The organism is Comamonas sediminis (assembly GCF_041107495.1).
In the GTDB taxonomy this organism is placed as follows: Bacteria; Pseudomonadota; Gammaproteobacteria; order Burkholderiales; family Burkholderiaceae_C; genus Comamonas; species Comamonas sediminis.
This window is the reverse complement of the sequence record NZ_JBGBDC010000002.1, coordinates 686,498-703,443: the sequence shown is the minus strand read 5'-3', so window position 1 is coordinate 703,443 and position 16,946 is coordinate 686,498. Positions and strand designations below refer to the sequence as shown.

The window sequence follows — 16,946 nt, the reverse complement described above, 5'->3', positions numbered from 1 at the left end:
GTTGGAGATAACAACCTGCGTTGGAGGGGCTGTCATACCGCCGCCCTGCAGGCTGCTTACAAAAGACGGTAGAATCCTTTTTTTGGAGCCTTCACAATGCGCCTGATCGGAAAAGCGCTCACCTTCGACGATGTGTTGCTGGTGCCCGCATACTCCCAAGTCCTGCCCAAGGACGTCTCTCTCGCCACCCAATTCACCCGCAATATCCGCCTGAACCTGCCCCTGGTGTCTGCCGCCATGGACACGGTAACGGAAGCCAGACTGGCGATTGCCATCGCCCAGGAGGGCGGTATTGGTGTGATCCACAAGAACATGACCGCCGAGCAGCAGGCTGCCGAGGTCTCCAAGGTCAAGCGCCATGAATCGGGCGTTGTGCACGACCCGGTGGTCATCACGCCGGAGCACACGGTGCTGCAGATCATGCAGCTGTCCGACGAACGCGGCATTTCCGGCTTCCCGGTCTGCGACGGCGGCAAGGTGGTGGGCATCGTGACCAGCCGCGATCTGCGCTTCGAGACCCGCTACGACGTCAAGGCGCGCGACATCATGACGCCGCGCGAGAAGCTGGTGACCGTTAACGAAAAGGACGACACCACGCCCGCCGCTGCCAAAGCCTTGCTCAACAAGCACAAGCTCGAGCGCATTCTGGTGGTGAACGATGCCTTTGAACTCAAGGGTCTGATCACCGTCAAGGACATCACCAAGCAAACCACCTTCCCCAATGCCGCCCGTGACCGCGCGGGCCGTCTGCGCGTGGCTGCAGCGGTGGGCGTGGGCGCTGGTACCGAAGAGCGCGTGGACCTGCTGGTCAAGGCCGGTGTCGACGCCCTGGTGGTGGATACGGCCCACGGCCACAGCCGTGGCGTGATCGAGCGCGTGCGCTGGGTCAAGCAAAACTACCCGCAAGTCGATGTGATCGGCGGCAATATCGCCACCGGCGCAGCAGCGCTGGCGCTGGTCGAAGCGGGCGCGGATGCCGTCAAGGTCGGTATCGGCCCCGGCTCCATCTGCACCACCCGTATCGTGGCCGGTGTGGGCGTGCCCCAGATCATGGCTGTGGACAGCGTGGCCCAGGCGCTGCAAGGCACCGGCGTGCCCTTGATCGCTGACGGTGGTATCCGCTTCTCCGGCGATATCTCCAAGGCCCTGGCTGCTGGCGCATCCACCATCATGATGGGCGGCATGTTTGCCGGTACCGAAGAAGCCCCTGGCGAAGTGATCCTCTACCAAGGCCGCTCGTACAAGAGTTACCGTGGCATGGGCTCGATCGGTGCGATGCAGCAAGGCTCGGCCGACCGCTACTTCCAGGAATCGAGCACCGGCAACCCCAATGCCGACAAGCTGGTGCCCGAGGGCATTGAAGGCCGCGTGCCTTACAAGGGCTCGATGGTAGCCATCGTCTACCAGATGGCAGGCGGCGTGCGTGCGTCGATGGGCTACTGCGGTTGTGCATCGATTGCAGAGATGAACGAGAAGGCCGAGTTTGTGGAAATCACCGCAGCCGGTATCCGTGAATCGCATGTGCACGACGTGCAGATCACCAAGGAAGCGCCGAACTACCGCGCTGACTGATGGTCCAGAGAATGGCTGCCGCTGGCAGCCATTTTTTCGAACCCTGCGAAGGAATGCCGATGAAGCTTGCCGAAGCCCTGTTGCTCCGCGCCGACCACAAGAAAAAGCTGCTCTCCTTGCGTGAACGCATTGCGCGCAATGCCATCGTGCAGGAGGGCGAGCAGCCCAAGGAGCGGGTCGAAGACCTGCTGGCCGAGGCCACCTCGACCTTGCTGGCGCAGCAGCAGCTGGTGCGCGCCATCAACACCGCCAATGAGACGGCCCGCTTGGCCGATGGCCGTCTGCTGGCCGATATCCTGGCCGAGCGCGATACGCTGGTGGCCCAGCATTCGCTGCTGGTTGCCACCATCGCCGCCACCCACAAGGATGTGGACCGCTACAGCCAGCGCGAGATCAAATGGCTGCCGCAGATCAACGTGGCCAGCTTGCAAAAGCAGGCCGATGACCTGTCGCGCCGGATTCGCGAGACCAATGTGGTGCTGCAATCGGCCAATTGGCAGGTCGATGTGGCGGCCTAACCGTTCAAGAATTCAACAAGGGATGATTAGCTAGTTTTTGGAGCGCCACGGGCGAGTGCAAAGACCCCGGCCGGGAGCCAGGGGGTTGAAAACATACTGGGTCCCTCTGGATGCGCGGAGGGCAGCGCAAACGTGCTCAATACACGGCTTACCCATCAGCCCGGAACCACGCACCCTGTACCTTTGACAGCGTATACCTCACTACCTTGCACTGACGCGGCGCTCCTCCCTCTTGTGACAACAGCCCTTGCTGCGCTGTCGCGCCACAAGAGGCCACAGCCAAAACCCCTTCAATTCCGGTCTGTTGGCATAAAACTGGTCTGAATGATAGAATCTGGTCTGAATTGATGTTCAGGCCAGATTTTTTGTCACCTACTTCCATGCACAGCGTCGGTATTTACGAAGCCAAAACCCGTTTTTCTGCGCTGGTCGAGTTGGTCGAGCAGGGCGAGGAAGTGCGCATCACGCGCCACGGCAAAGAGGTGGTGCGCATGCTGCCGATGCGGCGCAAGCCGGTGATCACCGACGAGCAGATTGCCCGTGAGCTGGCGCAGATCGAGGCCTTGCAGGCCAGCATTGCGCCGCCGCCCGAGGCAGATTCGGTGCCCCAGTTGCGCCGCCGCGGCAGGAGCGCTGCATGAGCGCCGCCTTCAGCGCCTTTGTGCTCGATGCCTCGGTCACCGCAGCTTGGCTGCTGCCCGAGGCGGCCAGCGCCCATACCCAGCGCCTCTACGCCCGCATTCGCCGCCATGAGGTGGACCCGCAAGCGCCCAACCTCTGGTTCTGGGAATGCAGCAACTTGGTGGCCTCCGGCGCCAACAGCGGCCGTATCCCGCTGGGCAGCGTCGAGGGCCTCTGGGGCGTGCTTGATGCCATACGTCACCGGGTGGAGCTGCATGAGCTGGCACCCGCCCAGCACAAGGCTGTGCTCGATGTGGCGCTGGCCACTGGCCTGCCGGTCTACGATGCCGCCTATCTGTGGCTCGCGCAGTCGCTGCGCCTGCCATTGGCCAGTTTTGATGCCGCGCAGGTGGCAGCGGCCCGGCAATGCGGAATCACCGTGCTGGCCGCCGACGATTTTTGACCCATCACCCCCTTTTTTTCTCCATCCAAACCCAACGATCCTGCTATGCAACACGACAAGATCCTCATCCTTGACTTTGGCTCCCAAGTCACCCAACTGATCGCCCGCCGCGTGCGCGAAGCCCATGTCTACTGCGAAGTGCATCCCTGCGATGTGAGCAGCGACTGGGTGCGCGAGTTTGCCGCTGATGGCAAGCTCAAGGGCGTGATCCTGTCCGGCAGCCATGCCAGCGTCTACGAAGTGGACGACCGCGCGCCGGACGCCGTGTTCGAGCTGGGCATTCCCGTGCTGGGCATCTGCTACGGCATGCAGACCATGGCCACCCAGTTGGGCGGCAAGGTTGAAGGCTCCAACAGCCGCGAGTTTGGCTACGCCGAAGTGCGCGCCCATGGCCACACCGAACTGCTCAAGGGCATCGAGGACTTCGTCACCCCCGAAGGCCACGGCATGCTCAAGGTCTGGATGAGCCACGGCGACAAGGTCACCGAGCTGCCACCAGGCTTCAAGGTCATGGCGTCCACGCCATCCTGCCCGATCGCTGGCATGGCCGACGAAGCGCGCCGCTACTACGCGGTGCAATTCCACCCCGAGGTAACACACACCGTGCAAGGCCAGGCCTTGCTCAACCGTTTTGTGCTCGACATCTGCGCCACCCAGGCCGACTGGATCATGGGTGACTACATCGAAGAAGCGGTTGCCAAGATCCGCGAGCAGGTCGGTGACGAAGAGGTGATTCTGGGCCTGTCCGGCGGCGTGGATTCGTCCGTCGCTGCCGCGCTGATCCACCGCGCCATTGGCGACCAGCTGACCTGCGTGTTTGTGGACCACGGCCTGCTGCGCCTCAACGAAGGCGACATGGTGATGGAGATGTTCGAAGGCAAGCTCCACGCCAAGGTCATCCGCGTCGATGCCTCGGACCTGTTCCTGGGCAAGCTCGCTGGGGTGAGCGATCCCGAAGCCAAGCGCAAGATCATCGGCGGCCTGTTTGTCGATGTGTTCAAGGCCGAGGCCGCCAAGCTCAAGGCTGGCGACGGCGGCCACAAGGGCGCCACCTTCCTGGCCCAGGGCACCATCTACCCCGACGTGATCGAGTCGGGCGGCGCCAAGAGCAAGAAGGCCGTCACCATCAAGAGCCACCACAACGTGGGCGGCCTGCCAGAGCAACTGGGCCTGAAGCTGCTCGAGCCGCTGCGTGACCTGTTCAAGGACGAAGTGCGCGAGTTGGGCGTGGCCCTGGGCCTGCCCCGTGGCATGGTCTACCGCCATCCGTTCCCCGGCCCAGGCCTGGGTGTGCGTATCCTGGGTGAAGTGAAAAAGGAATACGCCGACCTGCTGCGCCGCGCCGACGCCATCTTCATCGAAGAGCTGAACAACTGGGTGGACGACGCCACCGGCAAGACCTGGTACGACATGACCAGCCAGGCCTTCACCGTCTTCCTGCCGGTCAAGAGCGTGGGCGTCATGGGCGACGGCCGCACCTACGACTACGTCGTGGCGCTGCGCGCCGTGCAGACCAGCGACTTCATGACCGCCGACTGGGCGGAACTGCCTTATGGCCTGCTCAAGCGTGTCTCGAACCGGATCATCAATGAAGTGCGCGGGATCAATCGCGTTACCTACGATGTTTCGAGCAAGCCGCCTGCGACGATCGAGTGGGAGTGAAACAGCGTCGTCTCACGCTGCCTCAAACAGGCTTGAAAATCACGGAAATTCCAAATGCAATAAAGGCTTAGGCGTCTCTGGGTGTCTCACCCAGTTTGCCTAAGCCGGCGCATTTGACGGTTGTCGTGACGGTATCTTTTTGCGGCGGCAAATCACATGAGATGCTGATTGCTGACCGATCGAGCACGTGGGGCCTTGGCGCTCAAAAAGAATATTCCACGTGGTGGACCGCGACGGCATGTTCGTAGCGGTGTTGCCAACTGAAGCCGGAGCGTTGCGGTACAACTACCGTTTCAATGGCTTTGGCTGCTGCGCGTCCTAGATGCCCGCTGCTTGCTTCAGGCAGAACCGCAGAACCGCAGAATCGCATCAGCCACAGCCTGCGGCGCCTCGCGCTGCGGAAAATGCCCCACGCCATCGAGCACTTGCCGCTCGTAGCCGCCCTGGAAGAAGGCTTCCCGTCCCTTGGAGCTATCGGGGTGGTTACAGGTGTCGGCGCCGCCGTGGTATACCAGCGTTGGCACCTGCAGCACCGGTGCTGGGTAGAGGCGCGCTTCGTCCTCGGCATAGGCTGGATCGCCTTCGGCGAAGCCCCAGCGGTGGCGGTAAGAATGCAGCACAATCTCGGCCCAGTCCTTCCCCTGGAACGCACGTGCCGCCTCGTCGAAATCGGCCGGGTCGTACCAGCCGGACGGCGCCCAGGTGTCCCACATCATCCGAGTGAACGCCTCGCGTTCGTCCTGCACCGTGCGGGCGCCGCGCGGCGTGGCCATGTACCAGTGATACCAGTAGTTGCGCGTCTGCGGCAGCGCCAGCGGCTGGTTCGGATCGTTGGTGCCATATCCAACCGACAGCATCACCAGATGCGAAGCCACGCCGTCACGCAGCCCGCAGGCATTGGCGACCGCGCGTGCACCCCAGTCATGGCCGATCAGGGCGGGACGCTCTAGCCCCAGCGTGTCGATGAAGTCGAGAAGGTCGCGGCCCAGCGCGGACAACTGGCCGCTGCGAGGGGTGGCGGGATCACGGAACCGGGTGGGCGCGAACCCGCGCAGTGCGGGCGCCAGCACGCGGTAGCCGGCATCGGCCAGCGCCGGGGCCACGGCCTTCCAGCATTCGGGGCTGTCGGGCCAACCATGCAGCAGGATGGCAGTTCGCACACCCTGGGGATTCCATTCGAGATAGGCGATGTCCAGCCGGTCGGTCACAGCGCAGTGGTAGTTTTGCATGGGATGGTCTCTCATCATCAGGATGCGCCATCGTAGCTGGACAGTTCTATTCGATTGGAGAACAATCATTCATAATTGATGATTTATTGCGATGAATGCCAGAATGAGTACGTCTTCCATTGCCGACGGCACACCGCTCGAGACCGTGCTGCTGCGCACCTTCGTCGAAATCGTGGACAGCGGCAGTTTCGCCAGCGCTGCCGATCGGCTGGCGCTGACGCCCTCTGCCGTCAGCGGGCACATGCGACGGCTTGAACAAATTGCCGGTGCCAGCCTGCTGGCGCGCACCACGCGTCGCCTGGAACTGACCCAAGCCGGTGACACCTTGTATGCCTACAGCCGCAACATCCTCGATCTGGAAAGCGAGGCACGCGCCAAACTGCGTGGCACACCGCTGCGCGGGCGGCTGCGCATCGGCGCCTCGGAGGACTTTGCCGGTGCTTGGCTGCCCCAGGTGCTCCAACGCTTCCGGCAATGGCACCCCGAAGCGACGGTCGAGTTGAAGGTCGGCATCACCGCCGACTTGCTGCGCCAGCAGGAGCGTGGCCGGCTGGATCTGGTCTTTGGCAAGCAATGCAGCCGCGTCGAGCGCAGCGGCGCACTCCTGTGGGAAGAGCCGCTGGTTTGGGTTTACGCAGCGGATCAGCCCTTGGCTGCCGGCGAACCCCTGCCGCTGGCTGTCTTCCCCGAGCCGTGCGTGTACCGCGAGTCGGCTGTCGCTGCGCTGGACCGGACGGATCGCCTCTGGCGAATCGTGTTCGAGAGCAGCAGTATGGCTGGCTGCCTTTCGGCGGCGCGTGCAGGCTTTGCGGTCACCGTCATCGCTGACAGCCAGCGTATCGAAGGCTTGCGTGTGCTGGATCGCGACGATGGCCTGCCCGCACTGCCGATGGCGCGCTTTTATGCCTTTGCGGGCAAGGACAGCCCGGCCGCATCGTCACTGATCGAGGCCGCGCGGCGTGCTGGCCAGAGCCGGTTTGCTTCGCGTGGGCTTCGGGACTGATGAACGCGGAGGCGGCCTCAGCGCGCCGCGATTGCCCTGCTGTGCCAAGCCGATAACCTCGGCCAATCCTTTCAGAGGGGGGGCAGTCCCGGGTAAAGGCCAGAGGCCTGCGGCTTACGGTAGCCGCCGCATCGGTGGCCGGACTCAAAGATACCGGTAAGCGGCACAGTCAGTGCCAATACCCGGAGACACCATCCCACAGCAGCTTAGCCGCTGTGAGCACCAGCAAGCCATAGCAGGCCTTGTACAGCTGGCGCTGATCCAAGCTGGCATGCAGACGCCAGCCGAGCCGCACCCCTGCGGGAATCGCTGGGAGACAGATCGCCATCAGGATCCAGACATTGCGCGCTGGCGGAGCTATGGCCAGCCATGGCACTGCTTTGATGATGTTGCCCACCGTGAAGAATATGCTGGTGGTGCCCGCGTAGACCTGCGTGCTCAGCCCCAGCGGCAGCAGGTACATGGCCAGGGGAGGCCCGCCTGAATGCGCAACCATGGTCGTGATACCCGACGCCACGCCGGCCGCCACGGCCTTGGGCGATGAGCGTGGCTGCACCACGACCGTGCCACCACGCAGAAACCAGAGTCTCACAAAGACCAGCGTGATGATGGCCATCAGGATGGCGATCGCGCGGTGATCCAGCATCTGGAACAGCAGATAGCCAGTCCCGATACCGGCCACCAGCCCCGGTACCAGCAACAGCAGATCGGGCTTTGACCAGGTAGACGGCTTCCAGTAGCGCAGGCCGTACAGATCCATCGCTATGAACAGCGGCGCCAGCAGGCCGCCTGCCGTGACTGGATCCATCACAAGCGACAGCAATGGGATACCGATGATGGCAAAGCCGCCGCCAAACGCGCCTTTCATGAAGCAGATCAAGAAGACACCGGCAAAGCTGATGAGGATGGTGGTGACAGTCAGTTCCATGCCGGCATCCTAGGGACAATTGTCAGTACAATCAAATTATTGTCATAGATACAATTTCGTATGCCGCAAGCGCGCTACAAGCAACTGGTGGACCGGCTTGCTGACGACATCCGGCAAGGGCGGTTGAGGCCCGGAACGGTGCTGCCACCCCATCGCAAGCTGGCGGCTGTGGAGGGCATTTCCCTGGCTACGGCGACGCGCGCCTATGCCGAACTGCAGGCCATGGGGCTGGTCGCTGGTGAGGTGGGCCGCGGGACCTTTGTTCGCGAGCCCATCTCGATGGGCGGGGAGGTTGCGATGCACGCGGCCAGCGACGATCTGGTGGATCTGACCTTCAACTATCCAGCCTTGCCCACGCAGACGGAGATGTTGCGCACGGCGCTCAAGCAGCTTGCCTCGGCAGGTGAATTGGAGTCGGTTCTGCGCTACCAGCCGCATGGAGGCCGTCCCCACGAACGGGCCATTGTGGCCGAGCACCTGAAGAGCCGAGGCCTGCCGGTGTCTGCCGATGCCGTGCTCATCGTCAGTGGTGCCATCCACGGGCTCGCCACGGCAGCCATGTCCTTGCTGCAACCGGGCGACATGGTGGCCGTGGATGCCTTGAGCTACCCCGGCATCAAGGTCGTGGCCGAGCAGTGTCGGCTGGAACTGGTTGCCATCCCGCTAAGCGGCGCTGGCCCCGACCTGGATGCACTGCAAGCGTTGTGCCTTGCCCGGAAGGTGCGTGCGATGTACTGCATGCCCACGCTGCATAACCCGTTGGGTTGGGTCATGACATTGAATCAGCGTCTTGCGCTGATAGAAGTGGCTCGGCGCCATGGCCTGCTGCTGCTGGAGGACGGCACCTATGCCTTTCTGGAAAAGCAGGCGCCACCACCGCTGGCTGCGATGGCGCCCGACATCACCGTCTACGTCTCCAGCCTGTCCAAGAGCGTGGCGGCAGGCTTGCGTTTCGGATTCCTATGCGCGCCCGTTGCCTTCGTTCCCAGGATCAGCCGCGCTATACGTGCCACGGTCTGGAATACGCCCACTCTCGTGACTTCTCTGTGCTGCAACTGGTTGCAGGACGGCACCGTGGCGCGGCTGGAGCAGGAAAAGCGCCGCGATGCCGGCGCGCGTCAGGCCATCGCGGCCAAGGCGCTCGCAGGCTTCAGGACCATCCGCCATCCGGCGTCATACTTTGTCTGGCTGCCGATGCCCGATGAAGTGCGTTCGGATGCAGTCGCCATGCGGCTTGAACGCGAGGGCATCTTGGTATCGACTGCGGCGCCCTATGCCATGGGGGGCCAGCCTCCGCATGCCATTCGGCTGGCCCTGGGCTCCATCTCCCATGCCAGGCTGAAGCTGGCCTTGGAGGCTGTTGCCCGTGCGGTGGCCAGTCTCAGCTACTAGGCCGGTGGTGCGATCCGCGCTTCACGCCGCACGGCCTGTGGCGGCATGCCGAAGCCACGCAGGAAGGCCTCGCGCATATGGCGCCGGTCGCGAAAACCCGTTTCCCTCGCTACGACTTCAAGGGGATGCCGGCTGCCTTCGATCATCAGCCGCGCGGCCTCGAGCCGCAGTCCTTCCACGGCCTTGGCGGGTGACTGGCCGGTCTCTGCGGTGAAGACGCGGCTGAACTGGCGCGGGCTCAGGCTGGCGGCTTCGGCCAGCGCTTCGACGCTCAATGGCTGCGCCAGGTTGCGCCGCGCATGTTCCAGCGCCTGCTGGATGCGGTCGGACTTTGGCGCGAGCTTGAGCATCTCGGAATGCTGTGATTGCCCGCCCGAGCGGCGCTGGTGCATAACCAAGCGGTGTGCCACGGAGCGCGCAATGTCGGCACCGAGATCTTTCTCGACGAGGGCGAGGGCCAAATCCATCTCTGCCGTCATGCCCGCTGACGTCCACACCGGTCCGTCGGCAATGTAGATGCGGTCGGCCTCGACCTGGATATGGGGATAGCGCTCCTGCAGCACTTCAGCCCAGTACCAGTGCGTCGTGGCGCGACGCCCGTCGAGCAGACCTGCCTCGGCCAGAATGAAGGCACCCGTGCACAAACCTGCGATGCGCCGCGCGCGCACGGCGATCTTGCTCAGCAGCCGGATCAATTCGGGGGCCGAAGGCATGGGCTTGATGGTGCCTGCTACCAGCCACGTATCAGCACTGCGGTGCGCGCTGAGCGGCTTGGCTTGCAGCACCAGGCCTGTCGATGCGCGTGCCGATCCGTCCAGCGCATAGGTTTCCACGGCATAGAAGGGCTGGCCCACCAGCAGATTGGCCAGCTCGAACACGGCCTGGGTGGCCAGCGCCATGACCTGAAAGCCTTCGGGCAGTATGTAGCCAATGCGGTGCATGGAGGGTGTCCTGGGGATATGTCCTTTTTTATAACTATATACGTCATTTACGACATTGTCTGCATAGAGGACCATTCATGCCATGGACAGCATCTCTCAACCCTCCAGGAGTTTCACCATGGCACAGACCCATCTCGGCACCGCCCTCATCACCGGCGCATCCAGCGGAATCGGTGCGCTGTATGCGCAGCGACTCGCGCAGCGCGGCTACGATCTGATCCTTGTCGCCCGCAACCGCGAGCGGCTGAATGCGCTGGCGAGCGACATCAGCGCCCGCACCGGCCGCGCGGTGGAAGTGCTGCCCGCTGACCTGAACGACCGTACCGCCCTGGCGCAGGTCGAGGCGAAGCTACGCCAGGACGCCAGCATCACCCTGCTGGTGAACAACGCGGGCATCGGCACGCACAAGCCGTTGCTGCAGAGCGACGTGGAACAGATGACGCGCATGGTCGAATTGAACGTCACCGCACCGATGCGGCTGGCCTATGCCGCCGTGCCGGGCTTCGTGGACCGTGGACACGGAGCGATCATCAACATCGCATCCATCGTCGCCATCTCGCCAGAGACGCTGAATGGCGTATACGGCGGCAGCAAGGCCTTTGTGCTGGCCTTCAGCCAGTCGCTGCAGCATGAGCTGGCCGACAAGGGCGTGCAGGTGCAGGCGGTTCTGCCTGGTGCCACTGCCACCGATTTCTGGGCCATTGGCGGTTTACCGGTCGAGCATCTGGATCAGCGCATCGTCATGCGCACCGAGGATCTGGTCGATGCCGCGCTGCTGGGCTTCGAGCGCGGCGAGAAGGTCAGCATTCCCTCGCTGCATGCCGGCGAGAAATGGGATGCGTACGAGGCCGCACGCCAGGCGATGGCAGGCCAACTGTCCAGCAGTGCCGTCGCGCCCCGCTATGCCGCCGTGTACTGACCCCTGCAAGGAGCCTCCGCCATGAAAGCCGTCATCAGCGCCTATGCGCGCTCGCCATTCCACTTTGCCCGCAAGGGCCGTCTGGCCGAAGTGCGGCCCGACACGCTGGCCGCCCAGGTCGTGCAGGGCCTGCTCCGGCGCTCCGATCTGGATCCCGTGCTGCTGGAGGACGTGATCCTCGGCTGCGCTTACCCGGAAGCCGCGCAGGGCAACAATCTGGCGCGCATCGTCGGCCTGCGGGCCGGCCTGCCCCAGGCCGTGGGCGGTATGACGGTGAACCGCTTCTGCGGCTCGTCGATGCAGGCAGTGCACATCGCAGCGGCGCAGATCGAGGCTGGCATGGGCGATGCTTTCCTGTGCGTGGGCGTGGAGTCGATGACGATGGTGCCGCAGGGCGGCTTCAACTTCTCGCCCCATCCCGAGCTGCAGGCGACGAGCGATGCCTACATCTCCATGGGAGAGACGGCGGAGAACGTGGCGCAGCGCTGGAACGTGAACCGTGCCGACCAGGAGCTGCTCGCACTGCAGTCCCACCAGAAAGCCGCAACTGCCCGCGACCAAGGTTTGCTGGCCGAGGAGATCGTGCCCATCCGTTTGCCCGATGGCGAGGTGGTGGAGGCCGACGGTTGCATCCGCCCTGGTACCACCTTGGAGGCGCTGGCGGGGCTCAAGCCGGCCTTCCGGGCCGATGGCGTGGTCACGGCGGGCACTTCGTCGCCACTGACCGATGGAGCGGCAGCGCTGCTGGTCACCAGCGATGACTTTGCCGAACGCCACGGCCTGCAGATGCTGGCGCGCATCCGCAGCTTTGCCACTGTGGGGGTGGACCCGGCCATCATGGGCATTGGCCCGATCCCGGCCACGCGCAAGGCACTGGCGCGCGCCGGCCTTGCCGTCACCGACCTGGACGTCGTGGAAATCAACGAGGCCTTCTCATCGCAGGCCCTGGCCTGCATCCGCGACTTGGGCCTGGACATGGCGACCGTGAACATCGACGGCGGAGGCCTGGCCATCGGCCACCCGCTGGGCGCCACCGGCGCGCGCATCACCGGCAAGGCTGCGGCCCTGCTGGCGCGCCAGCAAGGACGCTACGCGCTGGCCACCCAATGCATAGGCGGGGGACAGGGCATCGCTACGGTGCTGGAGAGGGCTTGAATGATGACCACGCCCACTTCCATGGCCATTTCGCCGGTCGGCTCCACGCCCAGCTACTGAGCGGCCCTGTGCTGGCCATGCTCGCCGGGCTGCGTTGGGGGTGGTGTCCGCCAGCGCCATCCTGCCGGCCTTGCCGTGCATGGCGTCCGATCTTGGCGCCGCCACCAGCGACACCAGCAGGGTGCGGTCGCGCCCGTTCCTGGCGTTCGCGGTCGGCAGCTGTTCGCCGGGCAGGTATCGATCGTTGGGGCCACCGTGCTGCGCGTGGGCGGGCGATATTTGGGGCGCGGGTGACGCGGGAAGCCACTACTGGCCGCAGGCCGGTGGCTGCGGGCGGCCAGATGGCTTGATGCATGGCAGGCACATCGGCAGAGTTTTGTAGCCCGCACCGCGCTCGGTCAGCCACGACGTTGATCCGTGTCCTTATCTGGCCCTCGAAAGGCGGGGCTCTTTGCTGCTTGCGGCAGGACGGGCGGATGCCTGCGATGGCACCACGGCGCGCTTGACGTTCTCGCCCGTTCGGCGGATGTGTGCTTCCAGGATGGCAGCAGCTTTGTCTGCATCCCGGGCCAAGGCCGCTTCATACAGCTGCAAGTGCTCTGTGGGCACCTTTTTGTCGCGCGGCGCCTGGGTGAGGAACAGGCGCCGGTAGCGGTCACTCAGGTCATGCAAGGTGCTGCAAAACTTCAGCAGCAGCGGCATGCGGCAGGCGGACACCAGCGCCGCATGGTAGTTGCGGTGTGCGGCTTCCCAGGTCTGCTGGGCTTGCGCGTTGACGGGCGCTGCGGCAACGCGGCCAAGCCGGTAGTGCGCGGCGACCAGGGCCTCTTCCCATTGCTCGTCTCCCAACCGGATCGATTCGCGGATGGCCGTGGTTTCGGCCATGCAGCGCAGGCGGATGAGCTCGTCCAGGTTCTCCACAGACACCGGGGCCACATGGAAGCCGCGCTGGCCTGCTGCCACGACCAGGCCTTCTGCCGCCAGGCCTGTCAATGCCTCACGCAGCGGACTGAAACTGATGCCAAAGCGGGCTTTCAACGCGCTCAGGTGCAGACGCTCACCGGGCGCAATGTCACCGTTCAATATGGCTGTGCGCAAACGGACTGCCAGCGAATGGGCCAGGGTGCTGCCTTCGTTGTCTGTCTTCAGTGGGGGCAGGCTTTCCATGGGAATCCTCAGAACAAAGAAGGGCCGCATTCTACCCATACCGATACTTATGGACACCATCGGTATCTCAAGAAATGTCGATGAAATGCCAAAATATCGATAATAATTATTTGCAATCGATGGAGGTGTGGTGATGCAAATCGTTGGATTGAATTCTGTGGTGTACGGTGTGGAGGACTTCGATGTGGCGCGCCGCTACTGGACTGATTTCGGACTGCAGCTCGTGATGGATGCACCCGACCAGATCATCTTTTGCACGCCGGAGGGCTCGCAGGTGCATGTGCGGCGCCTCGCAGATCCCATGCTGGCGCCCGCGCCGGTGGCGGGCCCCACGGTGCGGCAGGTGGTCTGGGGTGTGCAAAACCAGCGCACGCTGGATGCCATCGCGGCCGAGCTCGGCCAGGATGCCAGCATGCGTACCGATGAGGCCGGACGGGTGCTCGCCACCGACCCCGCCGGGCACGCGATTGCCTTCGAGCTCAGCTGTGTCGAGCCCATGGTGCAACCGGCTACCGTCTTCAACACCCCAGGCCATGCGATGCGCATCAATGCTGCGGCGCAGATTTATCCGCGTGCCTACCCCAGCCACATGAGCCATGTGGTGTATGCGGTGCAGAACCTGCAGGAGACGGCGGAGTTCTACGAAAAGCGCCTGGGCTTTCGGGTCACCGATTCGTATACCGGCAGCGGGGTGTTTCTGCGGCCCGCCGGTTCGGCAGACCACCACAGCCTGTTTCTGCTCCAGCGCGGTGATGCGGTGGGCTTTCACCATCTCGCATTCGATGTGCGCGACATCCATGAGGTCTTCGGCGGCGGGCTCTTCATGACCTCCCGGGGCTGGAAGACCCACATTGGGCCTGGGCGGCATCCGGTGTCCTCCGCCTATTTCTGGTACTTCAAAAACCCCTGCGGGGGCGCTGCTGAATACGACTTTGACGCAGATATCTGCGATGACAGCTGGGTGGCCCGGCAGTTTGTCCCCAGTGCCGAGGCCTTTGCGGAGTGGGCTTTTCCGGATGGCGTGCAGCGCCACCAGGGCATGCAGACCGGCAAGGCATGACCGCCGGCACCGCGCCATGCCGCCTTTATCTCTCCCCATTGAAAACAGTTGCATATGAACTCAAGTCTTGACACCGCCGCGCTGGCCAAATTTGCGGGCCTGGATTCTCTCGCATCACAAACGGCCGTATGCACCCATGCCCATACCTACCGCAATTTGCTGGGATTTCTGCCGCACCGGGTGGAGTCCCGGCTCAACTTCACCGGAGGGCTGGATTCGCAGATGCTCAACCTGCAAGAGCGCATGCGCAACCATGCCATGACCACCCCGCATATCGATGCTAAGACCATCCAGTTGATGCTGTTTGGCATGCTGCTGATGGATGGCAACGACGCGGCGGAAACCCATGCGATCGCTTCACGCCGTGCCGGCGCTGGCTGGGCCGAGTTGCAGGCGGTCATCAACCTGTGTTTTCTGTTCCGTGGACTGCCCGCTGCCAACCGGGGCGCCGATATTCTGGTGCGTGTGGCTGGCCGCGAGAGCCGGGCGGCAGGGGCTGACGACGCGGCATAGCACCTTGGCGCTGGTGGCGGGATGCAAAAAGCCTGGGGTAGCCAGCAGGCGTTCCCGCCCGGCAGCAAAGGTGAGTGCTGCGCTCGGTTGCAGAAGGCGGGCATCATCGGCCCAGGGGCAGCGGCAAAGCGCCGGTGCTGGCCCCAAGCTCTTTTGTTTTGTATGATGAATGATTCTGCACCACCACCGATTGCCATGTCTTTATCGTCACAGCCCGGCAGCAGTCTGCACCACCAGGTGATGGACAGCCTGGGCCGGCTGATTGCCAGCCCCGAGTATGGGCCCGGGGCCACCTTGCCCAATGAGGAGGAGCTGTGCGAGCGCCTGGGGGTGAGCCGCACTGCCGTGCGCGAAGCGATCAAGGCGCTGAGCGCCAAGGGCATGCTGGAGGCGCGGCCCCGCACCGGTACCCGCGTGCGGCCGCAAGCGCAGTGGAGCCTGTTTGATGCCGATGTGCTGGGCTGGCTCTGCAGCCAGGGGGTGGACCAGCAACTGGGCCGGCACCTGATGGTGATGCGCGGCATCCTGGAGCCGGCCGCCGCGTCATTGGCCGCGCGCATGCACACCGAGGCGCAGCTGCTCAGCCTGCAGCAGGCCTTCGCCGCGATGGAGGCGGCGACCTCGATCGATGAGTGGGTCGTCGCCGATCTGGCGTTTCACCAGAGCATTCTGCAGGCCACGGGCAACCCTTTGCTGATCTCGCTGGGCGGCATTGTGGCGTCGGCGTTGGAATCCTTGCTCACCGTCAACGCGCAGCAGGCCGGGCAGTTCAACGATGGCTTGATCATGCATGGCAAGGTGCTGGCGGCCATTGAGCGGCGCAGCGCCGATGATGCGCAGCTGTGGATGCGGGCGCTGCTGGCAGACACGATTGCCCGCTGGGGCGCACCCGCTTAAGGCCTGCCAATCCAGGTATCGCACGGCTGTCACGCAAAGCGCAGGGGCGGCCGAAGTCTAGGGTTTGCTCGGATTCAATCATCATACAAATAAACCGATGATGGCGACTTCTGAAATTCTCCAGGTCGCCATTCCATGTCTCGTTCCCTGTTTGATCTGTCGGGCCGTACAGCGCTGATTACCGGTTCCTCGCGCGGCATTGGGCTGGCGCTGGCCCAGGGCCTGGCAGAGTCGGGGGCGACCGTGGTGGTCAACAGCCGCCAGCAGGCTGCGGTGGATGCGGCGGTGGCGCAGTTGCAGGGCATGGGCCTGCAGGCCCAGGGGGCAGCATTCGATGTGGCGGATCAGGCCGCGGTGGAGGCCGCCTTTGCTGCGTGGGATGCCCAGGGCCTGGCGATCGACATCGTCGTCAACAATGCCGGCATCCAGCACCGCCAGCCCTTGCTCGATGTGTCGCTGGAGGACTGGACCCGCGTCATCAACACCAACCTGACGGCCGCCTTTGTGGTGGGCCGCACGGCAGCGCGCCGCATGATCGAGCGCGGCACCGGCGGCAAGATCATCAACATCGGCTCGCTCACCAGCGAGGCGGCACGGGCCACGGTCGCGCCCTATACGGTGGCCAAGGGCGGCATCAAGATGCTCTCCAAAGCCATGGCGGCCGAGTGGGCCATGCACGGCATCCAGGCCAACTCCATCGGCCCGGGCTACATCCTTACCGACATGAACGAGGCCCTGGTCAACAACGTGGCGTTTGATGCCTGGGTCAAGGCCAGCAACCCCACGCAGCGCTGGGGCCGCCCCGATGAGCTGGTGGGCACCGCCATCTACCTGGCCTCGGGCGCCTCCAACTATGTCAACGGCCAGATCATCTATGTGGATGGCGGCTGGCTGGCGGTACTGTAG

General features: G+C 64.0%; 17 protein-coding genes. 13 read left to right on the top strand and 4 right to left on the bottom strand.

Annotation, left to right across the window (positions count from 1 at the left end; genetic code table 11):
* The first annotated feature begins 96 nt into the window (after nt 1–96).
* From guaB to guaA, 5 genes are all read left to right on the top strand, one after another.
* On the top strand, nt 97–1,572 hold the full coding sequence (gene guaB / locus AB7A72_RS07410; RefSeq protein ID WP_239811726.1) for an IMP dehydrogenase: 1,476 nt from the start codon (nt 97–99) through the stop codon (nt 1,570–1,572).
* A 59-nt stretch (nt 1,573–1,631) separates the two neighbouring features.
* Entirely contained in the window at nt 1,632–2,090 is a 459-nt protein-coding gene (locus AB7A72_RS07405) for a DIP1984 family protein (protein ID WP_239811727.1), read from the top strand.
* Nucleotides 2,091–2,470: 380 nt separating this feature from the next.
* Complete coding sequence (locus tag AB7A72_RS07400; RefSeq protein WP_230777299.1) at nt 2,471–2,731, top strand: type II toxin-antitoxin system Phd/YefM family antitoxin; 261 nt, start codon at nt 2,471–2,473, stop codon at nt 2,729–2,731.
* Complete coding sequence (locus AB7A72_RS07395; RefSeq protein ID WP_369459496.1) at nt 2,728–3,174, top strand: type II toxin-antitoxin system VapC family toxin; 447 nt, start codon at nt 2,728–2,730, stop codon at nt 3,172–3,174. The genes AB7A72_RS07400 and AB7A72_RS07395 overlap by 4 nt, the downstream gene beginning before the upstream one ends.
* A gap of 45 nt (nt 3,175–3,219) precedes the next feature.
* Nucleotides 3,220–4,836 (top strand): glutamine-hydrolyzing GMP synthase, encoded by a 1,617-nt coding sequence (gene guaA, locus AB7A72_RS07390; protein WP_369459495.1) that lies wholly within the window; start codon nt 3,220–3,222, stop codon nt 4,834–4,836.
* Between the two features lie 338 nt (nt 4,837–5,174).
* On the opposite strand, the gene AB7A72_RS07385 is transcribed toward guaA, so the two are convergent.
* A complete protein-coding gene (locus AB7A72_RS07385; protein WP_369459494.1) occupies nt 5,175–6,065 on the bottom strand; it encodes an alpha/beta fold hydrolase in 891 nt (296 codons plus the stop codon).
* 103 nt (nt 6,066–6,168) lie between these two features.
* On the opposite strand from AB7A72_RS07385, the gene AB7A72_RS07380 reads away from it, so the two are divergent.
* Nucleotides 6,169–7,068 (top strand): LysR substrate-binding domain-containing protein, encoded by a 900-nt coding sequence (locus tag AB7A72_RS07380; protein ID WP_369459493.1) that lies wholly within the window; start codon nt 6,169–6,171, stop codon nt 7,066–7,068.
* Between the two features lie 169 nt (nt 7,069–7,237).
* On the opposite strand, the gene AB7A72_RS07375 is transcribed toward AB7A72_RS07380, so the two are convergent.
* The gene (locus tag AB7A72_RS07375) at nt 7,238–7,996 is read right to left on the bottom strand and encodes a sulfite exporter TauE/SafE family protein (protein ID WP_369459492.1); all 759 of its coding nucleotides are present in this window, start codon (nt 7,994–7,996) and stop codon (nt 7,238–7,240) included.
* Nucleotides 7,997–8,056: 60 nt separating this feature from the next.
* On the opposite strand from AB7A72_RS07375, the gene AB7A72_RS07370 reads away from it, so the two are divergent.
* On the top strand, nt 8,057–9,388 hold the full coding sequence (locus tag AB7A72_RS07370; protein ID WP_369459491.1) for an aminotransferase-like domain-containing protein: 1,332 nt from the start codon (nt 8,057–8,059) through the stop codon (nt 9,386–9,388).
* Here AB7A72_RS07370 and AB7A72_RS07365 read toward each other — a convergent pair.
* Nucleotides 9,385–10,329: a GlxA family transcriptional regulator gene (locus AB7A72_RS07365; RefSeq protein ID WP_312462088.1), complete on the bottom strand. Its 945-nt coding sequence runs from the start codon at nt 10,327–10,329 to the stop codon at nt 9,385–9,387. The genes AB7A72_RS07370 and AB7A72_RS07365 overlap by 4 nt on opposite strands.
* 118 nt (nt 10,330–10,447) lie before the next feature.
* Here AB7A72_RS07365 and AB7A72_RS07360 point away from each other — a divergent pair, with 118 nt between their 5' ends.
* Both AB7A72_RS07360 and AB7A72_RS07355 read left to right on the top strand, forming a co-directional pair.
* Entirely contained in the window at nt 10,448–11,248 is an 801-nt protein-coding gene (locus AB7A72_RS07360) for an SDR family NAD(P)-dependent oxidoreductase (RefSeq protein WP_369459490.1), read from the top strand.
* A gap of 21 nt (nt 11,249–11,269) precedes the next feature.
* Nucleotides 11,270–12,403, top strand: a complete 1,134-nt coding sequence (locus tag AB7A72_RS07355) for a thiolase family protein (protein WP_369459489.1) — start codon at nt 11,270–11,272, stop codon at nt 12,401–12,403.
* A gap of 423 nt (nt 12,404–12,826) precedes the next feature.
* On the opposite strand, the gene AB7A72_RS07350 is transcribed toward AB7A72_RS07355, so the two are convergent.
* Entirely contained in the window at nt 12,827–13,570 is a 744-nt protein-coding gene (locus AB7A72_RS07350; RefSeq protein ID WP_369459488.1) for a GntR family transcriptional regulator, read from the bottom strand.
* Between the two features lie 133 nt (nt 13,571–13,703).
* Between AB7A72_RS07350 and AB7A72_RS07345 the strand changes: the two genes are divergently transcribed.
* From AB7A72_RS07345 to AB7A72_RS07330, 4 genes are all read left to right on the top strand, one after another.
* On the top strand, nt 13,704–14,630 hold the full coding sequence (locus AB7A72_RS07345) for a VOC family protein (RefSeq protein ID WP_369459487.1): 927 nt from the start codon (nt 13,704–13,706) through the stop codon (nt 14,628–14,630).
* A gap of 54 nt (nt 14,631–14,684) precedes the next feature.
* Nucleotides 14,685–15,143, top strand: coding sequence for a carboxymuconolactone decarboxylase family protein (locus AB7A72_RS07340; RefSeq protein WP_312408875.1), 459 nt, complete (start codon nt 14,685–14,687; stop codon nt 15,141–15,143).
* 195 nt (nt 15,144–15,338) lie between these two features.
* Entirely contained in the window at nt 15,339–16,040 is a 702-nt protein-coding gene (locus AB7A72_RS07335; RefSeq protein ID WP_369459486.1) for a FadR/GntR family transcriptional regulator, read from the top strand.
* 135 nt (nt 16,041–16,175) lie between these two features.
* Complete coding sequence (locus tag AB7A72_RS07330) at nt 16,176–16,946, top strand: SDR family oxidoreductase (protein WP_239811739.1); 771 nt, start codon at nt 16,176–16,178, stop codon at nt 16,944–16,946.

What these genes read in the sequence shown, in the direction of transcription:
- AB7A72_RS07400 (WP_230777299.1), top strand. Translation starts at nt 2,471, where the DNA reads ATGCACAGCGTCGGTATTTACGAAGCCAAAACCCGTTTTTCTGCGCTG.
- AB7A72_RS07395 (WP_369459496.1), top strand. Translation starts at nt 2,728, where the DNA reads ATGAGCGCCGCCTTCAGCGCCTTTGTGCTCGATGCCTCGGTCACCGCA.
- AB7A72_RS07370 (WP_369459491.1), top strand. Translation starts at nt 8,057, where the DNA reads ATGCCGCAAGCGCGCTACAAGCAACTGGTGGACCGGCTTGCTGACGAC.
- AB7A72_RS07380 (WP_369459493.1), top strand. Translation starts at nt 6,169, where the DNA reads ATGAGTACGTCTTCCATTGCCGACGGCACACCGCTCGAGACCGTGCTG.
- AB7A72_RS07385 (WP_369459494.1), bottom strand. Translation starts at nt 6,065, where the DNA reads ATGCAAAACTACCACTGCGCTGTGACCGACCGGCTGGACATCGCCTAT.
- AB7A72_RS07350 (WP_369459488.1), bottom strand. Translation starts at nt 13,570, where the DNA reads ATGGAAAGCCTGCCCCCACTGAAGACAGACAACGAAGGCAGCACCCTG.
- AB7A72_RS07360 (WP_369459490.1), top strand. Translation starts at nt 10,448, where the DNA reads ATGGCACAGACCCATCTCGGCACCGCCCTCATCACCGGCGCATCCAGC.
- AB7A72_RS07335 (WP_369459486.1), top strand. Translation starts at nt 15,339, where the DNA reads ATGTCTTTATCGTCACAGCCCGGCAGCAGTCTGCACCACCAGGTGATG.
- AB7A72_RS07345 (WP_369459487.1), top strand. Translation starts at nt 13,704, where the DNA reads ATGCAAATCGTTGGATTGAATTCTGTGGTGTACGGTGTGGAGGACTTC.
- AB7A72_RS07355 (WP_369459489.1), top strand. Translation starts at nt 11,270, where the DNA reads ATGAAAGCCGTCATCAGCGCCTATGCGCGCTCGCCATTCCACTTTGCC.
- AB7A72_RS07375 (WP_369459492.1), bottom strand. Translation starts at nt 7,996, where the DNA reads ATGGAACTGACTGTCACCACCATCCTCATCAGCTTTGCCGGTGTCTTC.
- guaB (WP_239811726.1), top strand. Translation starts at nt 97, where the DNA reads ATGCGCCTGATCGGAAAAGCGCTCACCTTCGACGATGTGTTGCTGGTG.
- AB7A72_RS07340 (WP_312408875.1), top strand. Translation starts at nt 14,685, where the DNA reads ATGAACTCAAGTCTTGACACCGCCGCGCTGGCCAAATTTGCGGGCCTG.
- AB7A72_RS07405 (WP_239811727.1), top strand. Translation starts at nt 1,632, where the DNA reads ATGAAGCTTGCCGAAGCCCTGTTGCTCCGCGCCGACCACAAGAAAAAG.
- guaA (WP_369459495.1), top strand. Translation starts at nt 3,220, where the DNA reads ATGCAACACGACAAGATCCTCATCCTTGACTTTGGCTCCCAAGTCACC.
- AB7A72_RS07330 (WP_239811739.1), top strand. Translation starts at nt 16,176, where the DNA reads ATGTCTCGTTCCCTGTTTGATCTGTCGGGCCGTACAGCGCTGATTACC.
- AB7A72_RS07365 (WP_312462088.1), bottom strand. Translation starts at nt 10,329, where the DNA reads ATGCACCGCATTGGCTACATACTGCCCGAAGGCTTTCAGGTCATGGCG.